Source organism: Flavobacterium sp. H122 (genome assembly GCF_004959765.1).
Lineage (GTDB): Bacteria > Bacteroidota > Bacteroidia > Flavobacteriales > Flavobacteriaceae > Flavobacterium.
Window position 1 is genome coordinate 26,773 of sequence record NZ_SJZD01000004.1, and the last position, 18,993, is coordinate 45,765.

An 18,993-nucleotide genomic window follows, 5' to 3' on the forward strand; every position below is an offset into this window, starting at 1 on the left:
TCACTTAAAACAATTACACACTGACTTTAATTACTCAAAACTTCAACCTGTTTTGCTATAAAGGATAATTTTATTTCTGAATCATTATCCTGAACAATTGAGGCGTTACAAGAATCTATACTCTTATTTTTTTCATCGAAAGTATATTTGGCATTGATGTTAATAAATGGGGAATCAGACTGTAAAACCAATTCACCACTGCCTTCACTATCCGTAGCTTTCAACATAGTAATATTTCCTTCAAAATCCATAAATGGAGCCGTTTTCCAAACCAAAGGTTCAGTAACTGTATTTTGTAAAGGATTGAAGAAAAAATAAACGAACAACTGATTTTTTATCAATTGTTTGATTGTATCCATGTTTTTAAGATTCTGGTCGGTACATTTGATATAGTTTACCGCCATATCTCCCTCGTAATAATTAAGGAGCTGTTCTTTGATTACCAGCCAGCGCTCGACCACTTTAGGGTATTCGTAAAGTTGTTTGATTACACCATTTTTATCAATGGTAAAGCGCAATGGAAAAATTGCTTTTCCACATTCAAATGCCAATTGCTCAAAAACAGTATTAGGCTCTTCATTATCAATCAGTAAATTTCTCCGGTCAATTTCATAACCAAAATCTGTATTATTGGATTGTCCCAATAAGGTCACTTCCATTTCATACTGAAGTGTCTTATCCAAAAGACCACCCTGAAATTGCTGCTGATTTACCTCAAACACTTTTTTTCCTGTTTGAGATGACGTGCTCATTCTTTTATCTGATTGAAATAATAAACCCATAACTTTTTATTACTGAGAAGCTAATGTAATATATTTCTTACATTTAAAAAATTTAATTGGATTATTTTTATGAGAAATATGTGGCATCGCCCTTCGACAAGCTCAGGAACCAACTCAGCCACCAGCGGACAAAAATATCTTTAATAAATGATGGTTTCGCCTTTCAGCAAGTTGAGGAACAAGATTAGTCACCAATAGTTTTAAAATTATAAAAGAGAATGTGACTTCGCCCTTCGACAAGCTCAGGAAACAGCTCAGTTATCAGAAGAAAGTTGCTTCGAGAACCTCAGCCGTCTAATAATGTGTGGTTTCGCCCTTCGGCAGGCACAGGAACCGGCTCAGCCACCTTTATTAATGGTATACCGTAAAGCCCATGCTTTTGCATAAGGTGTATTTTTTTTCGAAAAGTGATTGTGTGAGTTCCACTACATCATCAGTTTCTTCACTAAGTGAGAAATAAAAATTATCCAAAACAGTGCTTAATATAGGAATCTGGTTAGCGTAGCCTGAAATGGCTTTTGCACCTGTTACGTCAAGAAAATATTGAAACGTTTCTTCTTCCAAATCCAATTGCAGGGTATTGGCAAAATGAACTATTTTACCTTTTAACTTGCCTTCAAAAAATTCGGCTATTTCTTCAAAACTATAATAGTAATTGTCGATTTTGAGTTCGTTGCTTCTGCCTTCAAAAACCAGATATATTATAGAATAGTCCTTAAAATGACGGTCTTCATACAGCAAGGTACTGATGCTTTCCTCAAAACTTTCAATACTGTCACAAGTAGTATACACATTAGTTATGCCATACTGCAAAGCAAGGGTTTCTAACGCCGGGACAATAGGATTCTTATGGACAGCCGTTATATCAGGAACCGATTCCAAACAATATATATAGTGGTTTTCAGACATACTTTCAGTTACTTAAACTTGCTGCTAATTTAACAGAAATAGAAATTTTTATGAATAAGAAATCTTTATCATTCTTCCTTCATTTTTAGCCTTTACGAAACAAAATTAAGATTAAAAAAACTCTTCTTTTACCAAATAAATAAAAAATATTTTCCTTTTCGATTCTAAACAAAACAGCTAAAATAATATTCAAGAACAGCTGCAAAACACAATTTTCATATTGCATCACTTCTCTATTAATTTGAAAACGAATTATATAACCCACCATGTTTACGGTTTTTCCGCACTTCCTGTAAGAAAAAACATATTATCTTTAATCATCATTAACAAACTAAAAATCAATAAATTATGAAGAAAAATTTAATCAAAACCGTTCTTACATTGGTACTGATTACTGCCTTTACTGCCTGTGAAAAATCAGAACTGAAGCAGGAAAATCCAAAAGACCAAAAAACGGCAGTACAGGCTCTGGCACCTTGTGCTCCAGTGTATGCTTTAGTATTATCAGGATCAAGCAGTTCACCTGTACCTGCAGGTTTTGCCTCAACCATTTTTAAAGTCGATTTATGTGCAGCACCTACAGGATACAACTTTGTTTCGCAAATTAATGTGGCGGGAGTACCTGTTCGATCCGTAACTGGTTTGTGCAATATGCCTGGTGTTGTTGATTTTGCATGGGCCGTAACAGGAATGAATTCCAATTTTCCCAGCAAATTACTGCGAGTGCAGATTTCAACTGGAAGTGCAAGTGTAGTGGCAACTACTACGGTTCCATTGCAGGATATTGAAAACTACGGAACTACCGGATTATTCGTAGCTATCAAGGAAGGCACCTCACAATTAATGAAAGTATCCGTACCATCAGGCTTTTGCAGTGTGTTTGCTCCTGCCGGTCCAACACCACAATACAACGGACTAACAGTTGTGGGAAATAAATTTCATGCTATTTCGGGAACAACCAACTTAATTTGTAATCCTACCTACGGAGATATATTTGAGTATACTACCGCTGGAGGTCCTTATGTTGGCAAGTATTCGTATAAAAATTTAACCACTACCCCATCATGGACGATGAAAGAATTGGGCTTTCATTTTGATGCCTGCTGCGGTAAACGATGGACTGTGGGAAGTTCTATGGGAATTATATCCCATAATACCAATATAACACCATGTGTATTGCCAAATCCAACATTCTTATTGAATACGACTACAACGGGTCAAAACTACTGGTACATTTACGATTTTATGGAGAAACTGTAAAAAAAGCAAACATCCTAACCAAGCAATCTAAAGGACAAGGTTAGGATGTTTACTCTATTCAAAACACTTTTAAAAGTTCTTATTCCTGATATTCTTCCAGTACCTCAGCATCAAACTCCATGTGGTCTACGAACCCGCAAATTTCAGTCATATTGGTTTGCAACAATGAACTGATTCAACCCGATACTTTTTGTAATTTCAACAATTTAAAGTCATTTTTTAAACCATTAAAATATAAAAATCCTCCATCTAAATTAGAATTTAGATCCAAAATAATTTTGATAGTTTCATTAGCCATTAAACTGCCAATAACCCCACAAATTGGACTACTAATTCCGTTTATTTCACAAGAGTCATTTTTTAAAAGCGTTTCCATATCAAACAAATCATGATAATGAAACTCATTTTTATAATGAAATAGCGTAACATATCCCTGCCAATCAGAAACAGCTCCATGTACCAATGGTATTTTATATAAACAACACTGTTTATCCAATATTAATCTGGTTGACAAATTATCCGAACAATCACATAAAATTGTAGAATCTGCACTAATAGTTGTAAAATTTTCACTGGTTATTCTTTCTTCAAATGAAATCACCTCGACATAACTATTTTGTACTTTCAACTTACGCGCTAAAACTTTAGCTTTATTTACTCCTAAATCAGCTGGTGTATATAAAAACTGACGATGTAAATTAGTTTCTTCTACTTGATCAAAATCAGCGATGCCAACTCTGCCTACCCCCATAGCCACTAAATACGTTGCTACAACTGTGCCTAAACCGCCTGCCCCAATGATTAAAACACTTGCCTCATTAAGCTTCTCTTGTCCTTTTGTTCCTATTTCGGGAAGAAGCATTTGTTGATTGTAGCGTTTCATCATCGGTTGATTTGAGAAGTAATCGTCTTATCTGTAATTTTATCATCGTCAGCTAACAAAAATGCTTTCGAAATTATAACCGAAAGACCGTTATCACCTTCAAAAGGTAAAAACAAGTTTTCATTCATGTCTTTTTTACTTCTGTCCGGAACGATACACAAATACTGATCATTTGGTTCCATTAAAATATTAGTACTGCCTATATGTATTTTGTAGGTTCTTAATTTACCTTTTACCACCACGAATTTATCTTCAACACGTGTCACAGCGGCTATTTTTAATCGAGGAATAAGTCCTTGAAGAATTTCCTTTCTGTTTTTGGCAATTTCAGATAAATCACCAAACGAATAATTCTGCCAATAATCTCTGTAAGTTGGCAAACCTCCAGAATCACTCCAAGTTGGGTCATTTCCTACACTCGCAACACCTACAAACAAATCCACATCCCGCATAGCTTCAGAAAAAGGAATTGGAGGTACATCAACAAGATCAATTAATTCATTGGTTTCTGAATTCAAAAAACGAATTTGATCCGTTGTTACATAATTCCAAATACCATTAGCATTAAACTCATCATCAGCATTTAGTGCATTTACCCAATATTCCACACAAATATTATATTCAGGCAGGAAAAGTTGGGCTGTATCCTGGTCTCCACCATCCCAAGCACCTATCAATCGGGCTTTCCAGTTTCTTCCTTTGGCTAGGGTTACATACTGATGTTGTTTCAAGATATGTGATGCCATACGATTGCTGTACGTTCTCGTATTGACTTCAGCATCAGTTAATAGATAAATCTCTCTGTAAGCTTGTTTAAACGGTTGTTGAATTTGCCCCTCCAATAAAAATTTACGCCATTCTTTCACCTCATTAGTACTACTGGTTACTGGATGCCATAACGATACCGTTGTAAATTTATCAATATCGACACTATCGTAATTATTGTTAATCCATTGATTATTAATATTGATGGCCAAGCATTCTTCTGTAGCATTGGAAAACTTAAAAATCACTTTATTAATAACAAAAGAAAGTAATCCGTGCTGTACATACTTTGTTTTAAAATAATCCAAACTCATACTTCTGTTACTTCGGAGCATTCTGTCAAATCGCTCTTTTTGCGAAGCAGTCGTTTGATCTATTTGTTTTTGAACAGCTTTGAGTTTTTTAAGTTTTACAGCAAATTTGTCTTTTACCAGTTGTGGAACCGTTTTTTGTTCCGAACCATCTGGTTTAAACCATTTTAGGTTGGATTTGCCAATTCCAGACAGTTCTATTACTCCTTTATAATCATCGAAAGTGTAACTCAGCTGATAATCTTTTAATTTAAAATCATCAACTGCCAAATCTTCAATTTCGACAGCAGAAACGCCTAACTTATGAGCTGCTTCTTCTATATACTTTTCTATTAATGTTAATGTATTATTTTGCTTTATTTTTAAACGCAACCGTGACAATTGGGCAATTCCGTCCAATCCTTTTGAAGCATAGAGTGTATACAAACACGCATTACCTATTCCAGCGGCGGCAGGTCCTTTTTCGGGTATTTTTTTAAAACAACGTTCGGCTAATTTACTAATCGTTTGAATTGTGGTATTATCATAAAACCAAGAGGACATCCAGACAAAACCTTTAATCGCATCAGAATTCAGACTGCTTAAAAATTCAATTACATTATAAGTATATTCATGTTCGCCATACGTTTGCGTTAACGGAGTTATTGTTTCTTTTAAATCAATAACAAACGTAAACCATTCCTGGGTTACCTTCTTGAATTTATCAGACCCTAACTGATCGATAATTTTTTTAGTATCATTAAGATATTTTTGTGAAGGCTTACTTCCAGTTGTCTTTTGCGCCAGTGCAACCAATTCAAACCAATTTTTTTTATCTTCTTCTTTTTGTTTGTCCAATAATGTATTGGCAAATATTTGGAATCTATCTTCGCCTATGAAATAAGTTGGCTTTGCAGCTTCTTCCCCTTTTTCATAAGTATGAAGATACGTTTTGATTTTTTCATCTAATTTAACCTGATCTTTGTAGAAGTAGGAATTTGCATGTTTTTTAATACTGATAATTTCATTAAGTATTTCTAAAACTTTTTCAGGAATATCATTTGCAGGAAAACTGTTTTCAATTTGTCTAAAAAAACCCGAAACAGGCCACCAATATATTCCTGTATCCCCCTTATCTGAAATTTTTTTATTAAAAATGTCATAAATGGTTATAATAGTACTTTCAGAAAACTTCATTTTACTCCTGAACATATTTTGGAGCATTTGAAAAGCCATTTGATATTCTTCAGATAACTTTTTATTTCCTTTGAAATAAGATGAATACGTATTTCTTACAGTATTTGCTAAAAAAATAACAAACTCTCCCTTTTTTTCATCATCCCATTTTTTAATTGTTTCGTTATAAAACGGAATTTCTGAAAAAGTAATAGTATAAAAATACTGTGATTTATTTGAATACTCTTCAATGCATCGTAAAAAAGCATTTCTAAATTCAGTATTTTCTACTGTATCCAAGCCAATGGCTGCTTTAATTTTTTTGAATAATTCCATAAAATAATTATCCTCCTACTAAAGGTATTAGTTTGACAAAAGAAATTTTAGAATCACTTTTAAAAGTAACCTTTTGGTCAAGTTTTTCCAACTGCTGATTATCTACCAGAATAAAGAAACCGTTTTTTTGAAAAGCATTTAAAGCAATATAGATTTGTTTTTCAACGTCGATTAACTGTTTTGCTTTTAGTTTATATCCGTTAAGGGTACGTTCAGCATTTGTGGGCTCTACCAATCCAGTAAAATATTCAGGCAAACGTTTATTATAATTTTCTATTTCAACAGTAACACGTTTAGTTATCAGTTCTTCAACGGTGATAGATGTTGATTCTACTTCAATTTCAAATTGATTTGTAACAGTACCGTTTAGGAGTTCGTCTGAAATTAATATATTCATACAATGCTATTTATATATGATTAAAATAAATCATTTTAAAATCGTATCAGTCATAACGAAATTAAAATTTTCATCTTTAAATATAGCTATTTTTCCTACGGAACAAAATCTTAACTGTTTATAATTTTATTAAGAAACGATAGTAAATGAAAAACATCCTAACTATGGGCAAAATTAGGATGTTTACTCTATTCAAAACACTTTTAAAAGTTCTTATTCCTGATATTCTTCCAGTACCTCAGCATCAAACTCCATGTGGTCTATGATTTCGGTAACAGATTCAGGTTTGGAAGCTTTAAGCGCATTAAACTTTTCTATTTGCTCCAGTCCGTCTTCTTCCCCACTAAAGTATGGAAAAACGTCCATGATAGGCGATTCTGAAATAGCAGGTATCGAAAAATCTCCCATCGTATTTTTCATCGCAACCATCGTATTGTCAAAAGCTTCTCTTACATCATTAGCCTGTATTAATAAATACAAGTTGGTCTTGCGCTCCTTACCGCTTTCTTCGTCATAAGCTGTTAACGCAACTTTAGATCGAAACCAACGGTCTGTATTTTCAAACGGATGGATTTCGCTGTAATTTGCCACTTTGATATTGGTAATTTTGAATTCCTCACTTACATAACTCATCATTTCCTGCGTAATTCTGGATTCAGCTTCTGTATAAGATAAGGCATCAACCAGATAAGGCTCTGTAGTGACCTTTTGTGCACCGGTTGTTTCATCTACTTTTCTAAATTTTACTTTGCATTCGTACCAAGTTGCGCTCATAATTATTTTTTTAAGGAGCGCAAAGGTAATTTTTTAAGGGAAAGGATACGGCAATTTTTAGAAAGAGATATTCACAATTTTGGTTTTTTCTCTATTTGGATTAAGTATTGATACGTTAATTATCTGTCATTCCTTTTTCCTGAATAAGTACTTTAAACTTGGTTCCCATATCCAATAACAATGTATAGGTAAGAAAAGCTTCTTCTTTGACCGCATCAATAATATTCTTATTGGTCATAGTCATTTCTCTGAGGCATTCCTTAAAACCAAGCTGCATGAGAAAATCAGCCTGACTGGTGAGGCTGACGCATTTCAATCCGTTTTTAAATCCCCAATGACACAGTGCCGAAAAATTGACATGTGACGTAATATCCTGGCTCCCTATATTCGTGTACAGATTTTCATTGGTAGTGTGCTTATTGTAACACATCAGTGTGCCCAGCCTTTTTTGTTCTCTGTACAATTGGGCGGAAGTGTAACCATAATCAATGGTGATGACATATCCTTTTTTTAAAGCTCTTGCTATTTCGGTTATCCATCGTGTGGCCTGAAGGTTTATTTCTGTACGGTAATCTTTGGGCAGGATGATATTGAGTTCTTCAAAGTAGTCTTTCAGTGCTGCCGAAGCCGGTTTAAGCAATTCAATGAAATTTTTGTCATACCCGATAAAGACTTCCATAAGCTCCTCTCCCATCACCACCTGATGTACCGGAAAATTATCGACCAATTCATTCGAGAGGATACATCCCCTGATTTCAGTAATATCGGCTATGCTATCGTGCCAACTTACCTTTTCCGGCAAGCGGCAGTTTTCATTTTCTTTCCTTTCAAGATTCTTTTCAATGATGCAATAATTCAGATTTTCATAGAATTCAGCATTCGTTTTAAGGTAATCCATAATGTCTCTGCATAGTTTTCCCGTGCCGGCTCCGTATTCCACGACGGTGAATTTCCCTTTTCCCATTACTTCCCACATTTCCTCAAGCTGCTTACCTATCAGCACCCCGAATAAAGGCGTAAGCTGCGGACTGGTGTAATAATCGCCTTTTACACCAATAGGATTTCCGTTTGAAGTGTAGTACCCCAATTGAGGATAATAGAGTGCCATTTCCATAAAATCATGAAATGAAATGGATCCGTTGTCCTGAATTTTATGCACTATGATTTCTGACAGCTGCATGACGTTTCCTATTGTTCTTTGATTAACAAAGAGTATATAGATTATAACGAAAAACAGGTGGGAAAATGTATTTTTTTTGAAAATAAAGGTTATGACCCCGACAGGATTCAAACCTGTGACCGTCATTGCGAGGTACGAAGCAATCACCCCATTATATCTTTTATTTGATCATACAAATCATTCCAATTGGGATTGATGCTGTTGATTAAATTTTCTTTGGTTAATCTATTACCTGCTTTTAGTTGTTTTTCTCTTCCAATGGCATCACCAATCATTTGAAATTGTTCGTAATAGACTAATTTATTTAAGTTATACCGTGCCGAAAACGAATTTTGATACCGCTTTTCTTTATGCTCTACTATTCTGTTTGGTAAATTAGATGTTACTCCAACATACAATGTGGTATTGTTTTTATTAGTGAGTATGTAAATGAATCCCGGTTTCATTATAATTTTATCTTATATTATTGAGATGGCGCCCGTTCATCGCAATGACTTTGCGGGAGGTCATTGCGAGGAACGAAGCAATCTCTTATTAAAACAGTAAAATTTTTGTTTTCATCATATAATTAAAAATAAAATAAGGCTAGAATACTATACAATTGCTTGTTTAATCAAGCTCATGATATACTCTAAATTTTTAGTATCCGAAACCGTTAATTCATAATCCCCATTTCCCCAATGCCCTTTTTCAGACATATCACTTGTAAGACCTTTAGGATCATCTAATTGTCCTTTTTTGAGATTAATAGACAACTTTAATGCTTTTTTCAAAAAAACAATATCAGTGATATTCTTATCTTTCTTAAAAGCGATATAGAGTTTTTTAGGTACTATTTCTACATCGTCAAATAAATTTAAAATAGCATTTTTATACGTTTCATACAACTCAATGATTTCATCTGAAGCAGCATTCAAATGATCTTCCTCGGTATACACTTTGATTTCAGCAGTAACCGATTTAATTTTATCATTTTGTTTTGTTACTGGTTTAATACTCTCAGCTGCTCTCGTTTTCTTGATGGGGCTGATACTAATAATATCATTTTCAAAACGTTTGATTTCCCATAATTCAATAGCAATATCTTTGAAGTTCGTTGCTAAACGTTGATTCTCGGTAAAACTAGGCGAAACAAACACAACGCGAGTTTGCGACCAATCTACCTTACTACTATGCAAGTTCTTATTTAAAGTCTCATTATACGTCAATACAAAATCAGCCTTATTTTCTAGCATCAGACTCAAATATGTAAACCCTTGATCCACGACACTTATATTTTTTTCTCGTTTGTATTCGATAATGATAAAAGCTTCCGACTGTGCATCATAAGCCAGTGTATCAATACGCTTTCCTTTTATAGTAAACTCACTTTTTACAAACTCTAAACCTGTGAGTAAGGTTAAGTTTTGCTCAAATAGATTTTGAATTTCTCGTTCTAGTTTAAAAGGTTTTTCTTTTAATGTCTTTAGTTGGGTATTATTTATTTGATATAAATTCATTTTTAAAATTTTAAATCAATTGTAGAAATAAATTAAAGCTGCCCACCAACCCCTTTAAACTTCTCCACAAAAGCACTTATTTTTTGAAAAACACTTTGTTTTTTGGTTAGATACTGAGGGTTTAAAGGGCTCATTTTAGGTAAAATTGCATTTAATTCTGTGCCGTTTTCACTTGCAAATTCACGTTTTAATGAAGCAGTGATGTATCTTTTAGTAGCTTCTTCATTTAAATTTTCATCTACAATTAATTCGTTTGCTTCTATTTTTTGTTTTTGTTGCGCATACTTGAAGAATGAATCAATAATATTAGCTTTTTCTTCGATGGCGTCTAGTTCTGTTTCGTTGATAAAATCAACTACTAAACTTTCTTTTGCTCTATTGCCAATACTAGCACGAATAACGCGACGCACTTCTTCTATTAAGGCAACTTTATCTTTAGACTTTTTATTGTGCTCAAAAATTAATTCTAAAATATAATCCAGGTTTATTTCTTGTGACTTTAATAAATCAATTTCGAAAACGACATCATCCCAATCAATTTTAGATTCTTCAGCTTCTTTACCGTTTTTCTCACGACGTAACCAATCACGGATATCATTATACGTTGAACGATAATCTTGAACGGTTCTTTCTGGCAATACACTTATTTCTTGCATTACTGCAATATCTTCATCAGATATAAAATAGGTTTCTTTGAAAGCTGCTATTGCATCACTATCGTTTATGTCAATATCTTGTAACGCTTTTAGATGTGTGAATTCATCGTAATTCTGTAAAATATTTTCTACACGTAAGTACTCTCCGAAAAGCTTTGCAAACTCTTTTTTGTCTTTTTCGGTAACAATATCATCTGGATTTGGAAATTTGGTATTCAACTCATTTACTACATCCTTAAATCCTCTACGCGCTTTACCTGTAACGATATCTGTAAAACCTTCTAAATATTCCTTGTAACTTTTTTCAAGTACAATATTTTTGGTATTTTTATCTCCAAATAAAGTAATAGCATCAATAGTAGCTTGTTCTAAATCACGAAATGTAACAATGTTTCCAAATGTTTTGGTAGCATCGTAAATACGGTTGGTACGTGAAAAGGCTTGCATCAACCCGTGATAACGTAAATTTTTATCTACAAATAGTGTGTTTAAGGTAGGAGCATCAAAACCTGTCAGGAACATTCCTACGACAATAATCAAGTCGATTTCTTTACTTTTTACGCGTTTTGCCAAGTCACGATAATAATTTTGAAACTCGCTTTCAACATTATAATTCATTTTAAACATCGCATTATAATCGTTGATGGCTTTTGTTAAAAACTCTTTTGCAGAACTGTCTAAAGCAGTTGGTTCGAAAGTTTCATCAACAATTTCACCAACAGCATTTTGCTCTTCGTTTGCAGCAAATGAAAAGATGGTTGCAATTTTAAGTGGTTTTTCGCTTTCTTTTTGTAGGTTGTTTAATTCCTCGTAATAACATTTTGCCGCATCAACACTACTTACGGCGAACATAGCGTTAAACCCTGTGTTGCCTCCTTTTGTTCTGTGTGTTTTATGTCTGAAATTTTGTAAAAGGTATTGTGAAATTTCTTTAATACGCTTAGGGTGAAGTAAAGTGGTATTGTTTTCTGCAGCAGACAATTTTTTCTCATCTTGTTCTGCCTCGATATTTTTAAATTGCGGGCGAACATTGTTATAATCTACTTTGAACTTTAGTACCTTTTCATCTCTAATCGCATCCGTAATAACATACGAATGTAACTCACGACCGAAAACACTTGCAGTAGTTTCGGCACCTAACGCATTTTGTGGGAAGATAGGAGTTCCTGTAAAACCAAATTGATAGAATTTTTTAAACTTTTTATTTAGGTTTTTTTGTGCTTCACCAAATTGAGAGCGATGCGCTTCATCAAAAATGAAAACTACTTGCTTTTGATAAATAGCCAAATCATTTTCCGTTTTCATTAAGTTGTTTAACTTCTGAATGGTGGTAACAATAATCTTATTGTCGTTTTTTTCTAAGTTACGTTTTAAACCAGCAGTACTATCAGAACCATTTACACTATCTGGAGAAAAGCGTTGGTATTCTTTCATGGTTTGAAAATCTAAATCTTTTCTATCCACCACAAAAAAAACTTTGTCTATAAAATCCAGTTGGGTAGCTAAACGTGCGGCTTTAAAACTAGTTAATGTTTTACCCGAACCTGTAGTATGCCAAATGTAACCACCACTTTCTACATTAGACCAATTTTTAGCAGTATAAGAACTTTCTATTTTCCATAACATTCTTTCAGTAGCAGCGATTTGATAGGGACGCATCACTAACAAAGTATCACTAGTATCAAAAACCGAATACGTTAATAATACATTCAAAAGTGTGTTTTTTTGAAAGAATGTAGCCGTAAAATCTTTTAGGTCTTTAATTAAGGTATTATCGGCTTTCGCCCAATTCATGGTAAAGTCGAAACTGTTTTTATTGCGTTCAGTGGTGTTGGCAAAATATCGGGTATCGGTACCGTTGGAAATAACAAAAAGTTGTAAGTATTTAAAAAGTGAATTGTTGGTATTGAAACTCTCTTTCGAGTAACGGTGTACCTGATTGAAGGCTTCACGAATAGCCACCCCACGTTTTTTAAGTTCTACTTGTACTAAAGGCAAACCATTTACTAATATAGTAACATCGTATCGGTTAGTGTGTGTGCCTTTTTGTTCGAATTGAGAAATTACTTGTACTTTATTGCGGGTAATGTTCTTTTTATCAACCAAATAAATGTTTTGAATATGACCATCGTCAAATACAAAATCGTAGATATAATTATCGTGTATTTTTCTTGTTTTATCTACTAAGTTATCACTTGTTTTATCTAAATATTCTTCTACAAAACGCGTCCATTCGCTATTCGTAAATTCCATGTTGTTTAATGACTGGAGTTGTACACGTACATTGGCTAACATGGTTTCTAATGATTTAATATCGAAAGCATTTTCATACCCTTGATTCATTAAATCTTCAATAAATTCCTTCTCCAAAGCGGCTTCGGTTTGATAGGATGAGGGTCCCTCATTAACCTTTGCATACTTGGTGTATTTATCTAAAACAATGAAATTATTGAATTCGGCTATGGTGTTATATTGCGACATCTTCTGTTTGTGTTGTTAAAGTTCCAGCTATAACTGGTGTAGCAGCTATTATTTCTTCTTTCCAATATTTACTATCGATTAAATGTTTTAATAAAAATCCAACTACATTTTTTTCCGCGTTAGTAGGCTCTGGAACTACTTCATTTGACAACGTAGAATGACTAGTAAATTGAATTACTCTGTTATAATAAACTGTTTTATCATCTGGTAATAAATCTGACCACTTTTCATATCCTAAGAAATTTGCTGTTTTTTCATATAAGTTACGTAGCAAAGTAAAATGATACTTTTCAATTGCATTATTTTTTATTGCTTCTTCAATCGTATGTTTTAAATATAAATGGTAGGAAAAACTTTTATTTGAATCTCCATATTTATTATCAAAATTATACGATCCGTCATCATTTTTTGAGAGTAAGTAACAATATTTACTGCCTTTTAAATTTAATTCATTATACAATACATTATAAAATAATGGATTGTGCGTGGATATGACAAAATTTAAACCATTAGAATTTTTTATGAGTTGTGCTAAATTGACTGCTAACTCAATAAGATGGTTCTCATCTAAAGAACTTACCGGATCATCAATAAATATATATTTTAATTCATCAAAATCATGGCTAGATCTATTGTCCTTTTCAGTTTTTAAAAGTTCTATTATTTGCTCAATTAAGCTATAAAAAATACACCAAATAAAGTTACTTTCTTCTCCTTTTGAGATTTTTATATTAGGCTCACTATTATCACCACCACTTAAATAATTAAATGTAATTTCAGAAAAATTATCATTAAATGAGGGTGTGATCTTAGATGTTGTAAAATGCTGAAAATTAGTAATTATATTATTGTCTAATTCTTGCGACTTTAAAAATGAAAGTGCTAGATTTGTAAAACCATTTGGTCTTACAATCAACTTTCTATTGGTGTCAGCATCCAAATCATTATCCCAATAAAATAAGTCTTCGGTAAATGCATTGTAATACATAAATTTAATTGGAGATTCTGCTATTTTTTGATTCTTAGGGTCTACTTCTTCTTTAAATTCACGAGAAAGTCGTGTTTTACCAGTCCCATTAAAGGCATAAATGAGCTGTACTTTTTTATCATTGGCTTTTAAAGTTTGTGCAATTTCTTTTAGTTTTTGACTCATATCAGCTTATTAATTTTCTTTTGGAAATGTTAACAATAAATCTCTATAATACTCGTATTGTTTTTGTCTCAATTCTATTTCTTTTGGTAAACCTTCACTAATAGAAGTTGTTAAAGTATCAAATTTATCGAGGATAGAAACTATTCGTTCTTGTTCTTCTTTTGAAGGAACTGGAATTGGAAAATTTTCAAACATAGGCTTTCTCATTGACGTAACTGAAGAACTAACAGAAGTTTTTTCTATGTATGGGTAAAACTTAGATACAATATAATGATATACATATCTAGAATTAACATTTGATTCATTAGGAACTATCCTATATGCTCTTTGATGAAGAGCATATTTACCAACAGCCCAATGGAAAACTTTACCAACACCAACGCCATCACCTGCAGTTATAATAGCTGTTTCGTCAAAATCGAATGAATTGAGTTTTAATGGTTTTATTCCTCTTGCATAAAAAATATAATCTCCATCATCAATTGCGTCTTTTGTATCATGTTTACCAGTACCTATAATCGCCACTTCTCCCAATTTCTTCCATTCCAAGTCTTTATCCTCAAAACTAAACAATTTCTCTCTATAATAACTATATTGCATTTTTCGTGCTGTAAGCTCTGCTGTAAGCTCTGCTGTAAGCTCTGTGAAGGTATCGAGAATTCCAACTATTTTTTGTTGGATTTCGAGTGATTTTTTTGGATTATCTGGGCATGGGATTGGGATTTTTTTATTAGCATAATTACTTATCCATTGTCTTTTATGGTCACCATCCACTAAGTCACTAGGCAAAGTGTTCATCCAATAATAAATATATTTTAATGAAGCTTTTGATTTATCTTTAGATGTAATCATTTTCATAGCTGATGACTTAGCCTTAAAATCAAAATCAACCCACTTATTTGCAGTTGTAAAATCATCAAAAATTATAACAGGATTTTCTGAGGCTTTATAAATACCATCAGTTTCATCTGTATATCCTAGTATAAATGTTTTACCAGCAGTTAAAACAGGAGTTGGAAAAACATCATTGTAATTATTTGATTTTACTAAATATTTTGTAGGTTGTACGTAATCTGCAAATTCTTCCAATGGCTTCCATTCCACAGCAACACCGTCTAATAATTTTTCTAAAAAACTCATGCTTCAATCTCTTTTATGATGTTATCAATATCAGCACGAAGTTGGTCTATTTTTACTACAGTTTTGGCAACTTCTTGGTTTAGTTCTGTAATATCTATTTTTTCTCTATTGTCTTTGGCTTCAACATACGAGCTAACCGAAAGGTTATAATCGTTTTCTGCAATTTTAGCATTGTCGATAGTGGTTGCTACATGTGCAACTTCAGCTTTACTATCGAACATTTCCATAATTTTATCTATGTGCTTATCTTTAAGCTCATTGTTGTTGGTTACTTTCTTAAAAAAGTCTTCGCCAGTAGCATCAATAAATTGGGTTTTGTTTTCCGTTTTACTTTTAGATAGTACTAAAATATTAACGGCAATAGATGTACCATAAAATAAGTTAGGTGCTAAAGCAATAACAGATTCTACAAAATTGTTATCTACTAAATACTTTCTAATTTTTTGTTCCGCACCGCCACGGTAAAAGATTCCAGGGAAACAAACTAATGCAGCTCGCCCCTTACTAGATAGGTAACTTAAACAATGTAATACAAAGGCAAAATCAGCTTTCGATTTTGGAGCTAAAACTCCAGCAGGAGCAAAACGGTCGTCGTTAATCAAAGTAGGATCGTCACTACCAATCCAGTTTACCGAGTAAGGTGGATTAGAAACAATAGCATCAAACGGTTTTTCGTCTCCAAAATGTGGGTCTAACAACGTATTACCTAAAGCTATATTGAATTTATCGTAATTAATGTTATGCAAAAACATGTTCATACGCGCCAAGTTATAGGTGGTATGGTTGATTTCTTGACCATAGAACCCATCTTCTATAATATGACTGTCAAAATGTTTTTTTGCTTGTAATAATAAGGAACCCGAACCTGCTGCTGGGTCGTAAATTTTATTAACTGTAGTTTGCTTGTGCATGGCCAATTGTGCAATCAGTTTCGATACAGTTTGAGGCGTAAAGAACTCACCACCCGATTTACCTGCATTGGCTGCATAGTTGGAAATTAAAAACTCATAAGCATCACCAAACAAGTCGATTTGATTGTCTTCAAAATTTCCAAAGTTCAAATCTTCTACGCCTTTTAAAACTTTAGCCAACCGATCATTTTTGTTTTCAACGGTATTTCCTAAACGAGTACTAGTAGTATCAAAATCTGCAAATAATCCTTTAATGTCTTGTTCCGATGGATAACCATTGGCAGAACTTTCTATAGCATCAAATATGGCTTTTAAATCAGTATTTAAGTTTGGATTGGTATAGGCAGTTTTAGCCATGTTTTCAAAAAGCTGACTTGGATAAATGAAATATCCTTTAGTTTTTATGGCATCATCTTTAATTTCAGGCGTAATAATGCTGTCCGATAATTTAGCGTAGTCAATACTTTCATCACCAGCTTCTGTATAATTTTTAAAATTTTCACTAATGAAGCGATAGAATAATGCTCCTAGAACGAATTGTTTGAAATCCCAACCATCAACGGCACCACGTACCTCATTGGCTATTTTCCATATTTTATTTTGTAATTCTTGTTTTTGAATGGTGCTTGTCATTTTATTTATATGTCGCTATTTAGAATTAGCTGTTATTTATTTTATTCTTCCGCACAAATTTATTAAAACCTTTAGCATAGGTCTAAACAATCTACAACTATTTAATGCAAATATCTACCTTAATAATATAGTTTTTGTGTAATTGTATATTTAAAAGTAGCTTTCACTTTATTTGGTAATTACATCTTCAAAATAAAATAAACATTTCCCTTTTGAAAACTCTCTAAACATAACCATAAATAAACACTTACACAATCACTAAAAATTGGTGATTTAGTTTACTTCGTCATTACAGTTATTTAGACCTGACAGGTTTTTGAAACCTGTTAGGTCTAAAGTTTGCAATAACCGCTAACATTACTTATTCTATAGTTACTTACAACTATACCTATTTATTACTGGACCGATAATCAAGACACAAACAGCACAATTATGTATAAAAAAGTATTCCTTTTTGTTTTGTTGCAAAATCTCTTTCAAATTTTAAATTGCAACAAAACTGTTGCGAAAAAATATTTTATAAAAAAATTGCAACAAAGTTGTTGCAAAATGAATTAACTTTAAAATTTTGCAACAAGTAGTATCTTAAAAAATGACTATTAGAGAACAACTAGGAATCACACAGGAAGAAGCCTCTGAAATACTTGGGGTAACCAGAGGACAATTATCTATGTACGAACTGGGCAAACGGGATTTACCCACCCATGCACTTGTCAAACTGGCCACCTTGTCCAATCATGTGAGTGATGCCATGAATAAGCAAAAGCATGTGGATGTTGATCAGAAAACTGTGCATAGGGAATCGGGCACTATAATTGACGAACTGCTTGCCAAACACCAATTAAAAAAAATACAACTGGAGCGCAACTTGAAGAAAATGAAAGCCACTGAACAAAAGGCGTTTGCTGCGTTGCAGGTGGCCATGTACGAACAAACCCATAACAAAAAGGCAAACAAAAACACTGTGGAACACATCCAATGGCAGGCAGAAAAAAAGTTGGCAAACAACAATTGGCAGAAACAATTAGCATGTCAGTTTGAAATAGTGGCATTAGAAGGTATGATTGCGGCGCTCAAGGCACATAAGGACAAGCTGTAGTAACGCGGGGCTCAAGGTTTTAATATAAAAATTAACGTAGTTTTAGCCTTTGTTTCTCGTCTTGTTAATCTTGTGCTAAAAGATGATTTTGTAGGATTTTTTGGACTGAATTTTGTTTCGATTGTGGGTATAACAATAAACATTTTATATCATGTATTCAATTGAAAAACTGACACAGGTATCTGATTGCGACGCTGTGTTAACTTGGGCGCAAACCGAAAAAGAGAATTTGGAATTAAAAAAACTGAACGAGAGCAAACTCACCAGAAATTATTCGAATACCTCTTTGAGTATCGAAACCGAATTACAGGCGGTGATCACCCAGATCAACACTATTAATGCGATTTTGCCAACGCTTCCTGAGGGCAGTATCAAGGAGGACAATTTGAAAAAACTCCGTAAACTGGATTACAGAAAGTTTCTACTCGAAGACCGCAGAATCAATTATGGTGTGGTGGCATTGCTGGAAAAGGAACTGGATGTGGAGCGCCTCTCGAAGGAAATCACCGAGATTGACGCTTTCATTACTTCGATAACGCAGAAGAAAGCCACGTTGTAGTTTTGCTGTGGTGTCATTGAAACCCCAAAGGCGTTAGCTTTTGGGGTTTGTGGCTTCGGCTACGCTCAGCCACCCTTGGGTTGTTTTTTTTTAGTCGGTGGCTTCGAGTG

The 18,993-nt window shown here is 33.5% G+C and carries 16 protein-coding genes; 3 read left to right on the forward strand and 13 right to left on the reverse strand.

Annotated features, from left to right (window positions below):
* Positions 1 to 26: 26 nt before the first annotated feature.
* A complete protein-coding gene (locus EZM65_RS07170) occupies positions 27 to 782 on the reverse strand; it encodes a hypothetical protein (RefSeq protein WP_136667877.1) in 756 nt (251 codons plus the stop codon).
* A gap of 351 nt (positions 783 to 1,133) precedes the next feature.
* Entirely contained in the window at positions 1,134 to 1,691 is a 558-nt protein-coding gene (locus EZM65_RS07175; protein WP_136667878.1) for a DUF6642 family protein, read from the reverse strand.
* A gap of 348 nt (positions 1,692 to 2,039) precedes the next feature.
* On the opposite strand from EZM65_RS07175, the gene EZM65_RS07180 reads away from it, so the two are divergent.
* Entirely contained in the window at positions 2,040 to 2,951 is a 912-nt protein-coding gene (locus EZM65_RS07180; protein ID WP_136667879.1) for a hypothetical protein, read from the forward strand.
* Between the two features lie 175 nt (positions 2,952 to 3,126).
* Here EZM65_RS07180 and EZM65_RS07185 read toward each other — a convergent pair whose 3' ends face one another.
* From EZM65_RS07185 to EZM65_RS07235, 11 genes are all read right to left on the reverse strand, one after another.
* Positions 3,127 to 3,834 (reverse strand): HesA/MoeB/ThiF family protein, encoded by a 708-nt coding sequence (locus EZM65_RS07185; RefSeq protein WP_169051664.1) that lies wholly within the window; start codon positions 3,832 to 3,834, stop codon positions 3,127 to 3,129.
* Positions 3,834 to 6,401 (reverse strand): DUF4132 domain-containing protein, encoded by a 2,568-nt coding sequence (locus EZM65_RS07190; RefSeq protein WP_136667881.1) that lies wholly within the window; start codon positions 6,399 to 6,401, stop codon positions 3,834 to 3,836. The genes EZM65_RS07185 and EZM65_RS07190 overlap by 1 nt, the downstream gene beginning before the upstream one ends.
* 7 nt (positions 6,402 to 6,408) lie before the next feature.
* The gene (locus EZM65_RS07195; protein WP_136667882.1) at positions 6,409 to 6,798 is read right to left on the reverse strand and encodes a hypothetical protein; all 390 of its coding nucleotides are present in this window, start codon (positions 6,796 to 6,798) and stop codon (positions 6,409 to 6,411) included.
* Positions 6,799 to 7,011: 213 nt separating this feature from the next.
* A complete protein-coding gene (locus EZM65_RS07200; RefSeq protein WP_136667883.1) occupies positions 7,012 to 7,572 on the reverse strand; it encodes a DUF4494 domain-containing protein in 561 nt (186 codons plus the stop codon).
* A gap of 115 nt (positions 7,573 to 7,687) precedes the next feature.
* Positions 7,688 to 8,752, reverse strand: a complete 1,065-nt coding sequence (locus EZM65_RS07205; RefSeq protein WP_136667884.1) for a class I SAM-dependent methyltransferase — start codon at positions 8,750 to 8,752, stop codon at positions 7,688 to 7,690.
* Between the two features lie 143 nt (positions 8,753 to 8,895).
* Positions 8,896 to 9,198 (reverse strand): GIY-YIG nuclease family protein, encoded by a 303-nt coding sequence (locus EZM65_RS07210; RefSeq protein ID WP_136667885.1) that lies wholly within the window; start codon positions 9,196 to 9,198, stop codon positions 8,896 to 8,898.
* 147 nt (positions 9,199 to 9,345) lie between these two features.
* On the reverse strand, positions 9,346 to 10,251 hold the full coding sequence (locus tag EZM65_RS07215; protein ID WP_136667886.1) for a DUF5655 domain-containing protein: 906 nt from the start codon (positions 10,249 to 10,251) through the stop codon (positions 9,346 to 9,348).
* 32 nt (positions 10,252 to 10,283) lie between these two features.
* The gene (locus EZM65_RS07220; RefSeq protein WP_136667887.1) at positions 10,284 to 13,388 is read right to left on the reverse strand and encodes a type I restriction endonuclease subunit R; all 3,105 of its coding nucleotides are present in this window, start codon (positions 13,386 to 13,388) and stop codon (positions 10,284 to 10,286) included.
* Positions 13,375 to 14,541, reverse strand: a complete 1,167-nt coding sequence (locus EZM65_RS07225) for an AAA family ATPase (protein WP_136667888.1) — start codon at positions 14,539 to 14,541, stop codon at positions 13,375 to 13,377. The genes EZM65_RS07220 and EZM65_RS07225 overlap by 14 nt, the downstream gene beginning before the upstream one ends.
* Before the next feature lie 9 nt (positions 14,542 to 14,550).
* Positions 14,551 to 15,681, reverse strand: coding sequence for a restriction endonuclease subunit S (locus EZM65_RS07230; protein WP_136667889.1), 1,131 nt, complete (start codon positions 15,679 to 15,681; stop codon positions 14,551 to 14,553).
* Positions 15,678 to 17,225, reverse strand: a complete 1,548-nt coding sequence (locus EZM65_RS07235; protein WP_136667890.1) for a type I restriction-modification system subunit M — start codon at positions 17,223 to 17,225, stop codon at positions 15,678 to 15,680. Before EZM65_RS07235 ends, EZM65_RS07230 begins: the two co-directional genes overlap by 4 nt.
* A 592-nt stretch (positions 17,226 to 17,817) precedes the next feature.
* On the opposite strand from EZM65_RS07235, the gene EZM65_RS07240 reads away from it, so the two are divergent.
* The gene (locus tag EZM65_RS07240) at positions 17,818 to 18,324 is read left to right on the forward strand and encodes a helix-turn-helix transcriptional regulator (RefSeq protein WP_136667891.1); all 507 of its coding nucleotides are present in this window, start codon (positions 17,818 to 17,820) and stop codon (positions 18,322 to 18,324) included.
* A 151-nt stretch (positions 18,325 to 18,475) separates the two neighbouring features.
* Complete coding sequence (locus EZM65_RS07245) at positions 18,476 to 18,883, forward strand: hypothetical protein (protein ID WP_136667892.1); 408 nt, start codon at positions 18,476 to 18,478, stop codon at positions 18,881 to 18,883.
* The last annotated feature ends 110 nt before the right edge of the window (positions 18,884 to 18,993 follow it).

Excerpts from the sequence above, each read along its gene's own strand:
- EZM65_RS07230 (WP_136667889.1), bottom strand. The coding sequence starts at position 15,681 with ATGAGTTTTTTAGAAAAATTATTAGACGGTGTTGCTGTGGAATGGAAG.
- EZM65_RS07215 (WP_136667886.1), bottom strand. The coding sequence starts at position 10,251 with ATGAATTTATATCAAATAAATAATACCCAACTAAAGACATTAAAAGAA.
- EZM65_RS07180 (WP_136667879.1), top strand. The coding sequence starts at position 2,040 with ATGAAGAAAAATTTAATCAAAACCGTTCTTACATTGGTACTGATTACT.
- EZM65_RS07200 (WP_136667883.1), bottom strand. The coding sequence starts at position 7,572 with ATGAGCGCAACTTGGTACGAATGCAAAGTAAAATTTAGAAAAGTAGAT.
- EZM65_RS07245 (WP_136667892.1), top strand. The coding sequence starts at position 18,476 with ATGTATTCAATTGAAAAACTGACACAGGTATCTGATTGCGACGCTGTG.
- EZM65_RS07195 (WP_136667882.1), bottom strand. The coding sequence starts at position 6,798 with ATGAATATATTAATTTCAGACGAACTCCTAAACGGTACTGTTACAAAT.
- EZM65_RS07170 (WP_136667877.1), bottom strand. The coding sequence starts at position 782 with ATGGGTTTATTATTTCAATCAGATAAAAGAATGAGCACGTCATCTCAA.
- EZM65_RS07175 (WP_136667878.1), bottom strand. The coding sequence starts at position 1,691 with ATGTCTGAAAACCACTATATATATTGTTTGGAATCGGTTCCTGATATA.
- EZM65_RS07190 (WP_136667881.1), bottom strand. The coding sequence starts at position 6,401 with ATGGAATTATTCAAAAAAATTAAAGCAGCCATTGGCTTGGATACAGTA.
- EZM65_RS07220 (WP_136667887.1), bottom strand. The coding sequence starts at position 13,388 with ATGTCGCAATATAACACCATAGCCGAATTCAATAATTTCATTGTTTTA.
- EZM65_RS07225 (WP_136667888.1), bottom strand. The coding sequence starts at position 14,541 with ATGAGTCAAAAACTAAAAGAAATTGCACAAACTTTAAAAGCCAATGAT.
- EZM65_RS07185 (WP_169051664.1), bottom strand. The coding sequence starts at position 3,834 with ATGAAACGCTACAATCAACAAATGCTTCTTCCCGAAATAGGAACAAAA.
- EZM65_RS07205 (WP_136667884.1), bottom strand. The coding sequence starts at position 8,752 with ATGCAGCTGTCAGAAATCATAGTGCATAAAATTCAGGACAACGGATCC.
- EZM65_RS07240 (WP_136667891.1), top strand. The coding sequence starts at position 17,818 with ATGACTATTAGAGAACAACTAGGAATCACACAGGAAGAAGCCTCTGAA.
- EZM65_RS07210 (WP_136667885.1), bottom strand. The coding sequence starts at position 9,198 with ATGAAACCGGGATTCATTTACATACTCACTAATAAAAACAATACCACA.
- EZM65_RS07235 (WP_136667890.1), bottom strand. The coding sequence starts at position 17,225 with ATGACAAGCACCATTCAAAAACAAGAATTACAAAATAAAATATGGAAA.